The 13795-nt window shown below is 62.1% G+C and carries 13 protein-coding genes; 6 read left to right on the forward strand and 7 right to left on the reverse strand.

The window, feature by feature from the left end; genetic code table 11:
* Positions 1–174: 174 nt before the first annotated feature.
* The 3 genes from ASB58_RS09875 to ASB58_RS09885 all read right to left on the reverse strand — a co-directional run bounded on the left by ASB58_RS09875 (position 175) and on the right by ASB58_RS09885 (position 2543).
* Positions 175–486 carry a BolA family protein gene (locus tag ASB58_RS09875; RefSeq protein ID WP_118130353.1) on the reverse strand — a complete coding sequence of 104 codons (312 nt, stop codon included), beginning with the start codon at positions 484–486 and terminating at the stop codon, positions 175–177.
* Between the two features lie 40 nt (positions 487–526).
* The gene (locus ASB58_RS09880; protein ID WP_096004220.1) at positions 527–1507 is read right to left on the reverse strand and encodes a DMT family transporter; all 981 of its coding nucleotides are present in this window, start codon (positions 1505–1507) and stop codon (positions 527–529) included.
* Between the two features lie 91 nt (positions 1508–1598).
* On the reverse strand, positions 1599–2543 hold the full coding sequence (locus ASB58_RS09885; RefSeq protein WP_118130355.1) for an HPP family protein: 945 nt from the start codon (positions 2541–2543) through the stop codon (positions 1599–1601).
* 122 nt (positions 2544–2665) lie between these two features.
* Here ASB58_RS09885 and ASB58_RS09890 point away from each other — a divergent pair, with 122 nt between their 5' ends.
* The 3 genes from ASB58_RS09890 to ASB58_RS09900 all read left to right on the forward strand — a co-directional run bounded on the left by ASB58_RS09890 (position 2666) and on the right by ASB58_RS09900 (position 8261).
* Complete coding sequence (locus tag ASB58_RS09890) at positions 2666–2995, forward strand: 4a-hydroxytetrahydrobiopterin dehydratase (RefSeq protein WP_118130357.1); 330 nt, start codon at positions 2666–2668, stop codon at positions 2993–2995.
* A 440-nt stretch (positions 2996–3435) separates the two neighbouring features.
* Entirely contained in the window at positions 3436–5442 is a 2007-nt protein-coding gene (mnmC, locus tag ASB58_RS09895) for a bifunctional tRNA (5-methylaminomethyl-2-thiouridine)(34)-methyltransferase MnmC2/FAD-dependent 5-carboxymethylaminomethyl-2-thiouridine(34) oxidoreductase MnmC1 (protein ID WP_268877911.1), read from the forward strand.
* A gap of 83 nt (positions 5443–5525) precedes the next feature.
* Positions 5526–8261, forward strand: a complete 2736-nt coding sequence (locus tag ASB58_RS09900; RefSeq protein ID WP_118130361.1) for a hybrid sensor histidine kinase/response regulator family protein — start codon at positions 5526–5528, stop codon at positions 8259–8261.
* Here the strand turns inward: ASB58_RS09900 and ASB58_RS09905 are convergent.
* Positions 8242–8997 carry a sulfite exporter TauE/SafE family protein gene (locus tag ASB58_RS09905; RefSeq protein ID WP_118130363.1) on the reverse strand — a complete coding sequence of 252 codons (756 nt, stop codon included), beginning with the start codon at positions 8995–8997 and terminating at the stop codon, positions 8242–8244. The genes ASB58_RS09900 and ASB58_RS09905 overlap by 20 nt on opposite strands.
* 71 nt (positions 8998–9068) lie before the next feature.
* Between ASB58_RS09905 and ASB58_RS09910 the strand changes: the two genes are divergently transcribed.
* The 3 genes from ASB58_RS09910 to ASB58_RS09920 all read left to right on the forward strand — a co-directional run bounded on the left by ASB58_RS09910 (position 9069) and on the right by ASB58_RS09920 (position 10654).
* Positions 9069–9308, forward strand: a complete 240-nt coding sequence (locus ASB58_RS09910) for a YheU family protein (RefSeq protein WP_118130365.1) — start codon at positions 9069–9071, stop codon at positions 9306–9308.
* 101 nt (positions 9309–9409) lie between these two features.
* Entirely contained in the window at positions 9410–9703 is a 294-nt protein-coding gene (locus tag ASB58_RS09915; RefSeq protein ID WP_083726628.1) for a hypothetical protein, read from the forward strand.
* A gap of 87 nt (positions 9704–9790) precedes the next feature.
* The gene (locus ASB58_RS09920; protein WP_118130367.1) at positions 9791–10654 is read left to right on the forward strand and encodes a pirin family protein; all 864 of its coding nucleotides are present in this window, start codon (positions 9791–9793) and stop codon (positions 10652–10654) included.
* 9 nt (positions 10655–10663) lie between these two features.
* Here ASB58_RS09920 and recR read toward each other — a convergent pair whose 3' ends face one another.
* The 3 genes from recR to dnaX are packed head-to-tail and all read right to left on the reverse strand — an operon-like array spanning position 10664 to position 13623.
* A complete protein-coding gene (gene recR, locus ASB58_RS09925) occupies positions 10664–11263 on the reverse strand; it encodes a recombination mediator RecR (protein WP_096004228.1) in 600 nt (199 codons plus the stop codon).
* 3 nt (positions 11264–11266) lie between these two features.
* Positions 11267–11593, reverse strand: coding sequence for a YbaB/EbfC family nucleoid-associated protein (locus ASB58_RS09930; RefSeq protein WP_083726622.1), 327 nt, complete (start codon positions 11591–11593; stop codon positions 11267–11269).
* A 17-nt stretch (positions 11594–11610) separates the two neighbouring features.
* Positions 11611–13623, reverse strand: coding sequence for a DNA polymerase III subunit gamma/tau (gene dnaX / locus ASB58_RS09935; protein WP_118130369.1), 2013 nt, complete (start codon positions 13621–13623; stop codon positions 11611–11613).
* Positions 13624–13795: the final 172 nt, after the last annotated feature.

Below are 13795 nucleotides of genomic sequence, written 5' to 3' on the forward strand. Positions count from 1 at the left end.
GGGACTGGATTCCGTGCACGCTTGACCATCGCTGATCATTCCCACGCTCCGCGTCCTGCTGAGGGGTGACGCCAGTAGCACCTTAGCTCGCCGTAAAGGCGAAAAGCTGACCTGATAAAAACAGGCTGCTAAAAGCCATTTACTGCCAGCCGCACCAAACCACCGGAGCGTCAATCAACCGTGCTTGCCGCCACCCAGACAATTGGGCGAGTCCGGCGCCTGCTGACGTTGCTGCCATTCTTCTGCCGTGTAGGTATGCAGAGCCAGGGCGTGAATGCGCTGCATCAGCTCACCGAGGGCGCGGTAGACCGCCTGGTGCCGTTTTACGGCGTTCAGCCCGGCAAAGTCCTCGCTGACGATCACCGCCTTGAAGTGCGATTCCGAACCCGGCGGCACACTGTGCATGTAGCTTTCGTTGGTCAGCTCAAGATGACTGGGCTGCAGCGCCTGCAGCGCCTGGTGCAGGGCTTCCTGGGTGGTGGACATGGCTGTCTCCTGTGGCGGTTTCACGGCCCGCTAGTCTAACTCAGGAACCCGCCGGTGGTGGCGTCACGCTCAGGCGCCGCAGGCGACGTTGGCGCAAATTCTGAATCAGGCTGGGCGCCAGTGCGATCAGCGCCGAGCCCAACACCACCAGCAACGCGCCGACATAGGCCAGGTTATTGAGCACTTCCGGCTCGATCAGCCCCGGCCAGAGCATCGCTCCGAGCGCGACCATAGAAAAGGTAAACAACGGCGTGGTCGTCACCGTCGCACTGACCCGCGAGGCCTCCCAATGCGCCAGCGCCTCGGCAAAGGCGCCGTAGGCCACCAGGGTATTCAGGCAACAGCCCACCAGCAACCAGGCCTGCAGACTGCTCAAGGACAACACCTGCGCTGGACTCGCCAACGGCCAGATCAGCAGCGCACAGGACAGGTAGATCACCATCATCACGGTGACCGACGACCAGACCGTCAGCAGCTGTTTCTGTGCCAGTCCGTAAAGCGCCCAGCTGAACGCCGAGGCCAGCGCAATCAGAATACCCAGTGTGTAGCTGCTCATCTGTGACAGCAGCTCAGCCAGACGCTGATTGAAGAACAGCACAAAACCCGGCAGCAACACCAGCAGGCCCAGCACCTGTCCCAAACCAAAGCGCTCGCGAAATACCAGCATGCTGCCCAGCATCAACATCACTGGCGCGGTCTGGATGATCAGTTGCATGGTGCCTGCGGACAGCCGGTTCAGCGCCATCAGGTACAGCACGTAGTTGAAGGCCAACCCCAGAATGGCAACCACCAGCAACCCGCGATTACGCCCGGACAGGGCCATGATCGAGGGCAGGCGTCGCTTGGCGGCCAGCCAGCAGAACAGGACCAGTCCGGCACTGAGCAAGCGGTACCAGGTCACGGTGTAAGGATCCATGACCTGCAGCACCTGCTTGAGCATGATCGGCAGTACGCCCCACAACAGGGTGGTGGTCAGCGCCAACAGAAAACCATAAAGCCAGCGCCCGGAAGACACGTGCATGGAGATAACTCGAGGAAGGGGGAAGAAGACACCATTGTAGAAAGGCGCAGCAGTTGCCGACAGAGACAGTTTGCTCCGGCAACTGTACCGGTCAGCCGGTCTCTTCCTCACCGGTGACCCTATGCCAGAGCCGCCGTTGCTCATCGGGTTCGACCCGGTAGCGCGCCCAGCGCACAAACTCGCTGACCCGGCAGATACCGTTGCCACCCTCACCGGCGCCCTTAACGATACGATAACGCACCCGCCCCGCTCGGCCGGGCCGATTGACCACCTGCTGTACTTCGCGCACGGACCAGTTACTTCCGGGAAGCCCGTTGCTGTAGTAGGCACCGGCGACCAGGTCTGCGGCAGCCACGCCCTTGCTCTGGGCGTTGTTGTTGGCCAGTTCGACCAACCGCAGCAGATCATCAAACTCGATATCCATGTAGGCGTTCATCTGCTTGAGCGCATGTTCAAAGTCTTCAGGAGCGATGCCCGGCGCGCGTGAGACCTGGTGACGAACCAGCGGCAGAGGATAGCGCCGCCCCTCAAACAGGGCATTGAAGGCCACGGCGAACAGCACGATCACCAGCACATCGAGCAAGATCGGATACACCACGAAGGCAAAGCCGGCCTCGGTGATCTGCGGCCCACCCAGCACGACAATCATCGCTGTGGCGCTGCCCGGCGGGTGCAGGCAGCGGGCATACATCATGACGACGACGCTGCCGCCCACCGCCAGCGCGGCCAGCCAGAAGCCGGGCGGCAGCCACTGCACGCAGGCCACGCCAAAGGCCGCAGACAGGACATGCCCGCCAATCACCGACCAGGGCTGCGACAACGTGCCGTGCGGCATGGCAAACACCAGCACCGCGCTGGCGCCCATGGAGCCGGTGACCCAGAGCGCGGCCTCGGCCATGACCAGATGCGTGACCCCGTACAGCAGAATCAACGCGAGCGTCGTCCCGAGCGCAGACACCAGCTTTTCCCGGTGACTGGTGCTGTCCGGCCGCCAGCCTAGAAAGCGCAGCCCTCTGCGCAACCACCGCACCCGCATCACCCGCACGCCCTCTCCCTATCACTGTCAGCGGCCATGATACCCGAGACAGCCCCCAGTAACCTGTCATTCAGAACCCTGACTGCTATGCTGGCAGCTCATTTGCCAAAAGGAGAGCCACTATGACCGACCTCGCAGACCGTACACTGGTCCAGGGCCAGCCAGTACTCAACGAGGCAGAGATCCACCGACAGCTGGCCGCCCTGCCCGACTGGTCGCTGGTCACCCAGGCTGAGGTGCCCCGCATCAAGCGGGCCTACAGCTTCCCTGACTTTGCCAAGGCCCTGACCTTCGTCAACCAGGTTGGCGCACTGGCCGAGCAGCAAAATCATCATCCGGCCCTGCTGCTGGAGTGGGGCAAGGTCACCGTCAGCTGGTGGAGCCACGATGCCGGTGGCGTCCATCTGAACGACCTGATCATGGCAGCAAGGACCGAGCGCCTGTACCAGTAACCAACACCGGTCCTCGTTCGGCTCTTGAGAAGCGCCGATCTTGATTCCGCGTGCCGGCATGCAGCTCACTGTGTCGCGCTGCACGCTCGGGCCCTCGCAGAGGGCGCGTGGAATTGATCCGCGCCTCTCTTGTAGCCAATTTATCTAACACCGTCACATACCTGACATCGACGGCTCACCACGCCGTGCTATAAATAACACTGGGTGGAGGCCACAACCTCCCCCTTGGTGCCAACTCCAACCAGGAGCACGCACATCAAGGCGCCCACAAGGCGCCCGCCCAATAAAAACAAGAAGGCGTATGCCATGAAACCGTTTTATAAGGCCAAGTGGTCCACCGTGGCCCTGGTCGTGCTTGCAACCTGGTTGCTGCTGATTTTGCCCAATCTGAGCTGATGCCCGGATACAATGGCGCCCACGCCCAGCAGCCCGGAGCCATTGTGAGCCACACCCCTGTCGAATCTGCCGACCTGACCTGGATGGATGGCGACCAGCCGTTCTCCACCCGTTTTGCCGATGTCTACTTCTCGCGCGAAAGCGGTCTGGACGAAACCCGCCATGTGTTTCTGCGGCACAATCAATTGGCCGATCGCTGGGCCGCGCTCGACGCGGGTGCGCACTTTTGCATTGCTGAAACCGGCTTTGGCACCGGTCTCAACTTTCTGGCCGCCTGGCAACTCTGGGATACCTGCGCGCCTCAAGACGCCTGCCTGCACTTTGTCAGCACAGAAAAATACCCGCTCAGCCCGACAGACATGCAGCGTGCGCTGGCTATCTGGCCAGAGCTGGCCGCCTACGCCAGCGAACTGCTTGAGCAGTATCGCGACCTGACCGCCGGTTGGCAGCACTTTTCTCTGGCACACGGACGCGTCACCCTGACCCTGCTGATCGGCGACCTGTTTGACACGCTGCCGCAACTGGACGCCGGCGTTGACGCCTGGTTTCTCGATGGCTTTGCCCCCGCCCGCAACCCCGACATGTGGCAGCCCGCGCTCTACCAGCGCATGGCCGCGTTATCGCGCCCGGGAGCGACCGTCGCCACCTTCACCAGCGTAGGCGACGTGCGTCGAGGCCTGCAGACAGCCGGTTTTACCATGCGCAAGGTCAAAGGTTTTGGGCGCAAGCGGGAAATGCTCTGCGGCCAGCTGGAACAGACGCCGGAGGCAGGCTGGCAGGCGCCCTGGTTTGCACGCCCCGGCGGGACCAGCGAGCGCCAGGCGGTGGTCATCGGCGGCGGACTGGCTGGCGCCTGCAGCGCCCATGCGCTGGCACGACGCGGCTGGCAGGTAACGCTGCTGGAGCGCGAAGCAGACGTCGCCCAAGGCGCCTCGGGGAATCCGCAGGGCATTCTGTACTGCAAGCTGTCCCCGCATCATCCGCCGCTGTCGCGCTTTATTCAGAGCAGCTATCAGTACAGCTTGCGCCTGCTGACACGAACGCTGCCGCAAAACCAGGACACCTGGCAGCAATGTGGCGTACTCCAGCTCGGCGGCGACGAGCGCGAACAAAAACGCCAGCAGGGGCTGGCCAGCCAGGGCTATCCAGCGAGTTTTCTGCACGCCATGACGGCCGAGCAGGCCAGCGCACTGGCTGGTGTGCCCATTGAACAACCCGGGCTGTTCTTTCCTGGCGGCGGCTGGGTCAGCCCTCCGCGCCTGTGTGAGGCGCTGCTGCAGCATCCATTGATCAGTGTGCACCCCTATCGCCATGCGATTGAATTGCAGCACTGCGCAACGCACTGGCAGATCCTGGATGCACAGGGCAGTGTGCTGGCCGAGGCACCTCGGGTCATTCTCTGCTGCGCCCATGACACCGCCGCGTTTGAGCAAACGGCGCACCTGCCGCTCAAGGCCATTCGCGGCCAGCTCACCCATTTGCCGACCAATACGCAAAGCGCAGAGCTGCGGACCGTGCTGTGCGCCGACGGCTATATTTCCCCCAGCCGCCAGGGCAGTCATCACCTTGGCGCAAGCTTTCGCTTTGACCGGCTGGACCTGCAGCCCAGCGAGGAGGAGAACGCGCATAACCTGCATCTGCTGCAGGCCCTGTCGCCGGCGCTGCATCAGTCGCTGCAGCACACCACGCCCAGTGGCGCCCGGGTTGGCCTGCGCTGTACCGCGCCCGACTATCTGCCGCTGATTGGCCCGGTGGTTGATGCCAACGCCTTCACCGAGCGCTATGCCGCGCTTGGCAACGATGCCAGTCTGCGACCAGACAGCCCTGCACCCTGGCACCAGGGCCTCTACGTCAATGTTGCGCATGGCTCACGCGGCCTGATAAGCGGCCCGCTGAGCGGGGAACTGCTGGCGGCGTGGATGAATAACGAGCCGCTGCCTTTGCCGCGTGAGCTGGCAGAAGCAGTGCATCCCTCACGGTTTCTGCTGCGCCAGCTGATACGCCGCAACGCCACCGACCGTCCGAAACGCCAGCGCCGGGCTGCTGACTGAACCGGCCATGTGCTAGCATCAGGGACAGCACTGCCGCAAAGCAAAAAGCACAATAGAGCGGCTGCCGTACGGATACCACATTCATGCGTCAATGCTGTCTACTCCTGCTGCTCTGGGCATTATCCGGCAGCCTCATCGCAGCGCCGCCCCAGCCGACCGCCATGCAGGCATTGGCGCCGCTCGAGATTACCCGGGACAGCCCACGCATCAACCTCACCAGCCATCTACTGCTGCTGGAAGACCCCGCAGGCAACCTGACAGCCGACCGATTGCTACAAGGCCAGCAGCATCTGCCCTGGCGCCAGGTGCACACTCGTTTTGTCAACGAAGGCAAAAACCATTCGGTATGGTGGCTGCAGTTTGCCCTGCAAAACACCGGTAATGTGCCGGTACAAGGCGTTCTGCAAGTGGATTACGCCCTGCTTGATCAGTTGCACCTGTACCAGCAAACCCCGGACGGTACCCTGCGGGAGCAGACCGGAGGCGACTACCAGCCGTTCGACGAACGTCCGGTAGGCGTCAGCAAGCACTGGTTTGCCCTGGAGCTGACGCCCGGTGTCCATCGTTTCATGTTGCGCGTCGACAGCAGCAGTACCGTTTTCATACCGCTGCACTACGCCAGCTGGCCGGCCAGCAGCGCGCAGCTGGAAACCAGCATGCTGTTGCACGGCCTGTTCTATGGCGTACTGCTGGGGCTGCTGGCCTACAACCTGTTTCTGCTCAGCTCCCTGCGCGAGAAAACCTATTTCTGGTACCTGCTGTACCTGCTGAACATGGTGTTGTTCATGGCGGCCTTCGATGGCCTGGCCTGGAAGTGGATCAATGCCAGCGTGTCCGTGCAAACGCTGACTATTTACACCCTGATGTTTCTGCACTGTGCGGTGTCTACCCAGTTCAGCCGCTACTTCCTGCATACCCGCGAGCAGTTCCCGCAACTGGACCTGCTGCTTCGCAGCAAGATCCTGCTGGTGCTGCTGGCCATGATCAGCCTGCCGCTGATCAGCGTTGACCTGTACAACAACATGGCCAGCCTGACGGTACTGATCAGCTCCATCGTGCTGTTATTCAGCGGGTTGTATGTCTGGCGCCGAGGCTTTCGCTACGGCTCCTACTACACCCTGGCCTGGAGCCTGCTGCTGATCTCCCTGGTGCTGTCAACAGCCGGCTCACTGGGTTACGAGCTGCCAGGCATTCCGTACGGTTCGCATTGGGTCAAGATTGGCACTTGCGCCGAAATGATCCTGCTGTCTCTGGGTCTGGCTGACCGCATCAATGCGCTGAAAGAGGCGCGCTTTCACGCCGATGAGTCAGCGCGTCAGGCGCGCCTCGAAACCCGGGCCCAAGGGCGCTTTCTGGCCCGCATGAGCCATGAGATTCGCACCCCGATGAACGGTGTGCTGGGCATGCTGCAACTGCTCGGTGATACCCGCTTGGACAATCGTCAGCGCTTTTATCTGGATACCATCAGCAAGTCAGGCCAGACCCTGCTGACCGTCATCAACGACATTCTCGACTTTGCTCGCCTTGAATCAGGCAAGGTGGAGCTGGAACAGCTCCCCTTCGACCCGGAAGAGCTCGCCTCCGATGTGACCGGACTGTTCACCGCCCAAGCGTTGGAGAAACGCCTGGCACTGTACTGCAGTGTGGCCCCTCACCTGCCCCGCCAGTTGCAGGGTGACCCAACGCGCCTGAAGCAGATCCTGATGAATCTGCTGAGCAACGCCTTCAAGTTTACCGAGCAAGGTCACGTCAGCCTGCACCTGGACGGCCGCCCTGCCGGTGGCGAGCGTGATCTCTGGCTGCTGGAATGCACCATACGCGACACCGGTATCGGTATTGCGGAGCAGGCCCAGAGTCAACTGTTCAACTCCTTTACCCAGGCCGACAGCAGCACTACACGGCGTTACGGTGGTACCGGCCTGGGCCTGGCAATCAGCCAGGAACTGGTGCGCCTGATGCAAGGCGACATCACCTTGCAGAGCACCCAGGACGAAGGCACCAGCATCCGGGTGCAGGTGCCGCTGAGAGCAACCGAACTCCAGGCGCCCCGCCCTGACACGCCACCGGTTGCCGCGCTGATTGCGCGTCAGAGCGATGCGCAGCTGAGCTATCGCCTGCAGCTTGAGCGCGTTGGCTATCGGGTCATCTGCCAACCGGACGGCGCAGCCAGTGACTGCGAATTGATGATGATCGACTGCCAGGGTATTGCTGTTGATCAGCTGCAACCCCTGATAACCGACGGGCAGACGCCGATTTTGCTGCTACGCGCAGCAGACGACCACCGCCCCCTGTTACCCGGCAAAGGCGTGCTGCTGGAGCAGACAACGCCGCTGCTGCCCGCTCAACTCCGTGAGCTGTTGCGCCAACTGCTTGCCCCCCAGCCCGCCAGCGACGAGCCGCCGAGTAGCAGCGGCCAGCCACCGGTTGTCAGAGGCCATCTACTGGTTGCCGAAGACAACCCGGTGAATCAGCTGGTCGTGCGCAGCCTGCTGGAAAAGGCGGGTTACAGCGTAGAAATTGCCGAGAACGGCGCAGAGGCCGTGCAACGCTACCGCGATGCCCCGGCCAGCTACAGCCTGATTCTGATGGACTGTGAGATGCCGGTTCTCGACGGGTTTGAGGCCACCAGACGCATTCGCGCGCATGAGCAGCGCGAGCACCTGGCGCGCATTCCTGTTGTTGCGCTCACAGCCCATGTTCTCGACAGCCACCGGTTGGAAGGCATGACCGCCGGCATGGATGACTACCTGGCCAAACCCGTCGAGAACGAACAGTTGTTTGCCTGCCTGCGCCGCCTGATCAAGCCAGCAGCCCTATGACCCCCTCCACCAGCAACTTACCACCGGTCAGTAGCAGAAACACATAGCACAGCTGATAGATGAGCTTCTCGTTGCTGCGCTGCAGCAACCAGTAGCCACAGCGCACACCGATCGGCGCCAAGGGCATCAACACCAGCGAGGTCAGCAGGTTTTCACTGGAGAACTGCCCGAGGTAGAGATAGGCCGGCACCTTTACCCAGTTCACCAACGTGAAGAATACCGCCAGGGTGCCCATCAGCAGGGTTTTTTCCAGCCGTTGGGGCAGCATGTACACATTGATCGGCGGGCCGCCCGCGTGAATGCCAAAGCTGGTAAAACCAGATAGCATGCCCCAAAAGCGCCCGCGCCAGGCATTCGCCGGCCGCGCTTGCTGCTGATCGCGGCGCCACCAGGCATTGATCACAAAGCTGACCGCAATCACCCCGATCAACAGCCGGATGTGCTGCTCATTCATCAAGCGAAAGGTCAGCGCGCCGATCAGCACACCGACTATCGCCGCTGGCAGAATGATGCGCAGGTTGGTGCGGTCCCAGCGACCACGGAAAGTGCGCAAGGCGACCAGGTCCATCAGGCAAAGAATCGGCAACAGGATCGCAGCGGCCTGCTGCGGCGCCACCACCAATGCCATCAGCGGCACCGAGACAATGGCGATGTTGCCGCCAAACCCGCCCTTGGCGATGCCGTACAGCAACACGGCAGGAATGGCACAGAGATAGAAAAACGGGTCGGTAATCATGGCACAACGATAGGCTGACAAAGGCGCCAAGTGTACCATTGACGCCCCGACGTCAGCTGAGAATCAGACGTATGTTGATCCCCTACCAGATGCTTGAACCCGCCACCCTCGACGCCCTGCTCGAGGACTTTGTAACCCGCGACGGCACCGACAACGGCTTTGACGACAGCCTTGAGCGCCGGGTTGCCCAGGTACGCCGCATGCTGGAAAAAGGCGAGGTACTGATCGTATTTCACCCGGACACCGGAGACGTCAGCCTGGCGCACCGCCACAGCATTCCCGCCGACATGCTGCGCGATGCGCAGCTGTGACATATCAGCGCAGAAGCCACCCCTCGATACCGCCAGTGCTTGGAGGCTGACGCCGCAGCGGCTAACATAAGTCTCTTTCCGTGCGGTCGAGTGAGGTAATAATGAAAACGTTTGCAACCTGGGCCCTGGGTGGCCTGCTTGGCCTGAGCAGCATCTCGGCACTGGCCTGTACCCCAGAGGAAGCCATCGCCAAGGGCGAGCACCTTGCTCAGTTGATCTATGACCGAACCAAGGACCAGCCCGGCAAGGCCGAAGAACTGAACGCCCGCCTCAAGGCGCTGCAAGAGCAAGACCCGGCCAACGGCCGTTACGACTCCTGCCAGGGCTATCAGCGCATCATCGACGAGCTGAACGCTGAAGACGCCGCCGCAAAAGCCGCGCAAGAAAATCAATAAATTCGATACGAATAACGCATATTTTGCGTTATTCAATCAAATTATCTGCTTATAGAATGGCGCATAACCTGATTGAGGAGATGCGCCATGACCACCTATCGTACCCTGCTGGATAGCCGTGTCGGCCAACCCGCCGCCGACGGTGACGGTGTGCGCCTGACCCGCGTATTCGGCGGCCCAGACGCCCGCCAGCTTGACCCCTTTCTGATGCTTGATGAGTTTGGCTCCGACGAGGCAGCCGACTACATTGGTGGCTTTCCGTCGCACCCGCACCGTGGCTTTGAGACAGTGACCTACATGCTGGAAGGTCGCATGCTGCACGAAGACCACCTGGGCAACCGTGGCCTGCTCGGCCCCGGCGGCGTGCAATGGATGACCGCCGGACGCGGGATCATCCACTCGGAAATGCCCCAGCAGGACCACGGCACCATGCGTGGTTTCCAGCTCTGGCTGAATCTGCCTGCCGCCGAAAAAATGCAGCCGGCCCACTACCAGGATCTGCCACCCGAGGCGATGCCCACGCGCTCCCTGCCAGGTGGCGGCCAGCTCAAACTGATCGCCGGTAGCCTGGTGCTGGAGGAGCAGACTGTACAAGGCCCCATTCACGGCGGCAGCACCCAGCCGCTGTATGTCGACCTGCACCTGGGCGCAGATGAGCAGGTACAACTGCCCACGCCCGCCGGCCATACCGCCCTGTTGTATGTGTACGAAGGGGCGGTCGCTATCGACGCAGAGGAAAGCTCAGCCACGCTAACGCGCGGCCAGCTTGGTCTGTTAAGCGATGGCGTGGGGGTAAGCCTGACAGCCCAGGCCGCTGGTACCCGGCTACTGTTGATGGCGGCCCGGCCGATCGGCGAGCCCGTTGTCCAATACGGTCCGTTCGTCATGAATACCGAAGCGGAGATAAGACAGGCCGTGCGCGACTACCAGTTAGGTCAGCTCACCGACTGACCGCGCACCTCAGAGAATCTGGGTACGGCCCGCCAGCGCGTGGGCCAGGGTGCCGCCGTCGATGTATTCCAGCTCGCCGCCCAGCGGCACGCCATGCGCAATGCGAGATACCTTGATACCACGGGGGCGCAGCAAGCCGGCAATGTAATGCGCGGTTGCCTCGCCCTCTACGGTCGGATTGGTCGCCAGAATGACTTCGGTCACGGCTCGCCCCTCCAGACAGTCGAGCAGTGCCGGTACGCCGATCTCTTCTGGGCCCATGCCATCCAGCGGAGACAGGTGCCCCTTGAGCACAAAATAGCGGCCGTGATAGCCGCCAGCCTGCTCTACCGCCCAGACATCAGCGGGGCTCTGCAGCACACAGAGCAGGCTGTCGTCGCGACGCGGATCACTGCACAGCGAACAGATCTCGGTCTCGCTCAGGGTGCGGCAACGTTTGCAATAGCCCACCCCGTCAATGGCAGCCTGCAGCGCCTGCGCCAGATGGGCTGCTGCCGGACGATCACGCTCCAGCAGGTGCAACGCCATGCGCTGCGCCGTCTTGGGACCAACCCCAGGCAGGCCGCGAAGGGCGTCGACCATCTGCCGGATAAGCGGACTGAAGGCCATGGATCAGAACGGCATCTTGAAGCCGTCGGGGAGATTCATGCCCCCGGTGAAGCCGGCCATCTTTTCCTGATTGGTCTGCTCCAGCTTGCGCACCGCATCGTTGATGGCGGCGGCGATCAGATCCTCGAGCACTTCTTTATCTTCCTGCATCAGGCTGTCATCGATGCTGACACGGCGCACATCGTGACGGCCGGTCATCAGCACGGACACCAGACCAGCGCCAGACTGACCGGTGATTTCCATGTTGGCCAGTTCTTCCTGCATCTTGGCCATCTTTTCCTGCATTTGCTGGGCCTGCTTCATCAGGCCTGCCATGCCACCTTTCATCATGACGCTATCCTCGTAGTTCAGTTGACGGGGGCATCCAATGGACGGATGCTTCCTTCACAAATATGGGCGGCGAAGTCACTTTGCAAGCGTTGCACCAGGGGATCGGCGACGATACTTTGCTCGGCAGCGCGCTGCCGGGCCGCCTTGCGTCTGGCCGCAGCCACAGCAGGCGTTTCCTGAGTAGGCGCTGCCACCTCGACCAGCAGTTGCACCGGTTGCTCCTGCACAGTGCCAATGGCCTGCTCCAGCCGCTTGCGATGATTCTCGTTGTACAGGGCACTGTGCCCCGGGTCCAGATGCAGGGTCCAGGTCCCCTGCTCGCAGGCCACCAGCTGACAGTGCGCCGCGATGCTTTGGGTCAGACCGGTCAGCCCCAGGCGTTCGAACAGCGCCAGCCATTCGGCCGCTAGGCCACTGGCCGGTGGCAAGTCACTGATGGCGTCTTGTGCTTCCTCGGCAGCGGCCTGCTCTTCGGCATCCGGTAGCTGCCAGTCGTCGATATATTGGGCGACGTCCAGTTCATCTTCATCGCGCTCACCCATCCCGCTGTCATCCGGCGGCGGGCCATCCATCCAGTCGGCGGGCGGCTCATCCTGCGGCGGCTTGATCGGCGTGGTCGAGCTGATCGGGTGGCTGACCGGATCGGGCTTCGCCTGCGCCGCTTCCGGCTCAGGCTCAGGCTCAGGTACGACGGACTTAGCTGCTTCGGGTTCGGGCTCAGGCGCTGCTCCTGACGGCTCGACCGCAGGTGCAGGTGCAGGTGCAGGTGCAGGTGCAGGTGCAGGTGCAGCAGTATGAGACTCGACAGCTGCAGCAGGCGCAACAACGGGCGCTGCGGCTGCCGGGGTCGTCTCGGGTTCAGTCTTGGCCGGACTGGACCCCGTCGACTTTTCCGGCGCGTCGCCGGGCGGCACCACCTGCCCCGCTGGCCGAACATCAGCCAATGTGCCAGGCCGGAAGGCCAGCATCCGCAGCAACGCCATTTCCAGGCCGCCACGTGGCTCTGGGGCCAGCGGCAAATCACGGCGCCCGTGCAAGGCCAGTTGATAGAACAGCTGCACGTCCTCGGCACTGACCTGCCCGGCCAACGCCAGCACACGCTGCTGATCACCCAGACTGTTATCGGTTGCCTCAGGTACCACCTGGGCCATCGCCACGCGCTGCAACGTCGAAATCAGCTCGGCCAGCACCCCGGAAAAGTCCGCGCCCTGCTCTGCCAGCTCGGCTACTGCCGCCATCAGGGCTCGCGCGTCACCAGCGATCAGCGCTTCCAGCACAGAAAACACCTGGCCGTGGTCGATGGTGCCGAGCATGTTGCGTACTTCGGCCACCTGCAACTGGCCGTTGCCAAAGGCAATAGCCTGGTCGGTCAGGCTCAGGGCATCGCGCATCGAGCCATCGGCAGCACGCCCCAAAAGCCACAGCGACTCCTGATCAAAACCGATCTGCTCATCGGTCAGAACATGCTGCAGGTGCTCAACCACCTTTTCCGGCGGCATATTCTTCAGGGAAAACTGCAGGCAACGCGAAAGAATGGTGACCGGCAATTTCTGCGGATCGGTCGTAGCCAGCAAAAACTTGACGTGCTCCGGCGGCTCTTCAAGGGTTTTCAGCAGCGCGTTGAAACTGTGGCTGGAGAGCATGTGCACTTCGTCGATCAGGTAGACCTTGAAGCGCCCACGGGTCGGCGCGTACTGCACGTTCTCCAGCAGCTCGCGGGTGTCTTCAACCTTGGTGCGACTGGCCGCGTCGACCTCGATCAGGTCAACGAAGCGACCCTGGTCAATTTCCAGACAGGATGAGCAGGTGCCACAGGGCTCGGAGCTGATCCCGGTCTCACAGTTCAGGCATTTGGCCAGAATCCGCGCGATGGTGGTCTTGCCCACACCGCGGGTGCCGGTGAACAGATAGGCGTGGTGCAGGCGGTTGTTGTCCAGCGCATTGATCAGCGCCTGCAGCACATGGGTCTGTCCGACCATTTCACGGAACAGGCGCGGACGCCATTTGCGGGCAAGTACCTGATAACTCATTGGCTGTGTTCGGTTCCGTCTGCGGTGGGTCGAATGCAAGCGGGTAATGTACCCAAGCAAGGGCTACAATGCGAGTGAAAGACGCCATTTCTCGCCCCTGCAAGCGACAGCTGGCGACAGTCCGCGGGACTGGGGCGAAGGCATGCCCGCTAAACCTGTTCGCCGTTGCGAG

The organism is Pseudomonas abyssi, from assembly GCF_003444685.1.
Taxonomy (GTDB): Bacteria; Pseudomonadota; Gammaproteobacteria; order Pseudomonadales; family Pseudomonadaceae; genus Halopseudomonas; species Halopseudomonas abyssi.

Bases quoted from the DNA above. Each gene is read 5' to 3' on its own strand.
- ASB58_RS09875 (WP_118130353.1), bottom strand. From the start codon at position 486: ATGTCCACCACCCAGGAAGCCCTGCACCAGGCGCTGCAGGCGCTGCAG.
- ASB58_RS09930 (WP_083726622.1), bottom strand. From the start codon at position 11,593: ATGATGAAAGGTGGCATGGCAGGCCTGATGAAGCAGGCCCAGCAAATG.
- ASB58_RS09900 (WP_118130361.1), top strand. From the start codon at position 5,526: ATGCGTCAATGCTGTCTACTCCTGCTGCTCTGGGCATTATCCGGCAGC.
- ASB58_RS09890 (WP_118130357.1), top strand. From the start codon at position 2,666: ATGACCGACCTCGCAGACCGTACACTGGTCCAGGGCCAGCCAGTACTC.
- ASB58_RS09905 (WP_118130363.1), bottom strand. From the start codon at position 8,997: ATGATTACCGACCCGTTTTTCTATCTCTGTGCCATTCCTGCCGTGTTG.
- ASB58_RS09920 (WP_118130367.1), top strand. From the start codon at position 9,791: ATGACCACCTATCGTACCCTGCTGGATAGCCGTGTCGGCCAACCCGCC.
- ASB58_RS09880 (WP_096004220.1), bottom strand. From the start codon at position 1,507: ATGCACGTGTCTTCCGGGCGCTGGCTTTATGGTTTTCTGTTGGCGCTG.
- ASB58_RS09910 (WP_118130365.1), top strand. From the start codon at position 9,069: ATGTTGATCCCCTACCAGATGCTTGAACCCGCCACCCTCGACGCCCTG.
- dnaX (WP_118130369.1), bottom strand. From the start codon at position 13,623: ATGAGTTATCAGGTACTTGCCCGCAAATGGCGTCCGCGCCTGTTCCGT.
- ASB58_RS09915 (WP_083726628.1), top strand. From the start codon at position 9,410: ATGAAAACGTTTGCAACCTGGGCCCTGGGTGGCCTGCTTGGCCTGAGC.
- ASB58_RS09885 (WP_118130355.1), bottom strand. From the start codon at position 2,543: ATGCGGGTGCGGTGGTTGCGCAGAGGGCTGCGCTTTCTAGGCTGGCGG.
- recR (WP_096004228.1), bottom strand. From the start codon at position 11,263: ATGGCCTTCAGTCCGCTTATCCGGCAGATGGTCGACGCCCTTCGCGGC.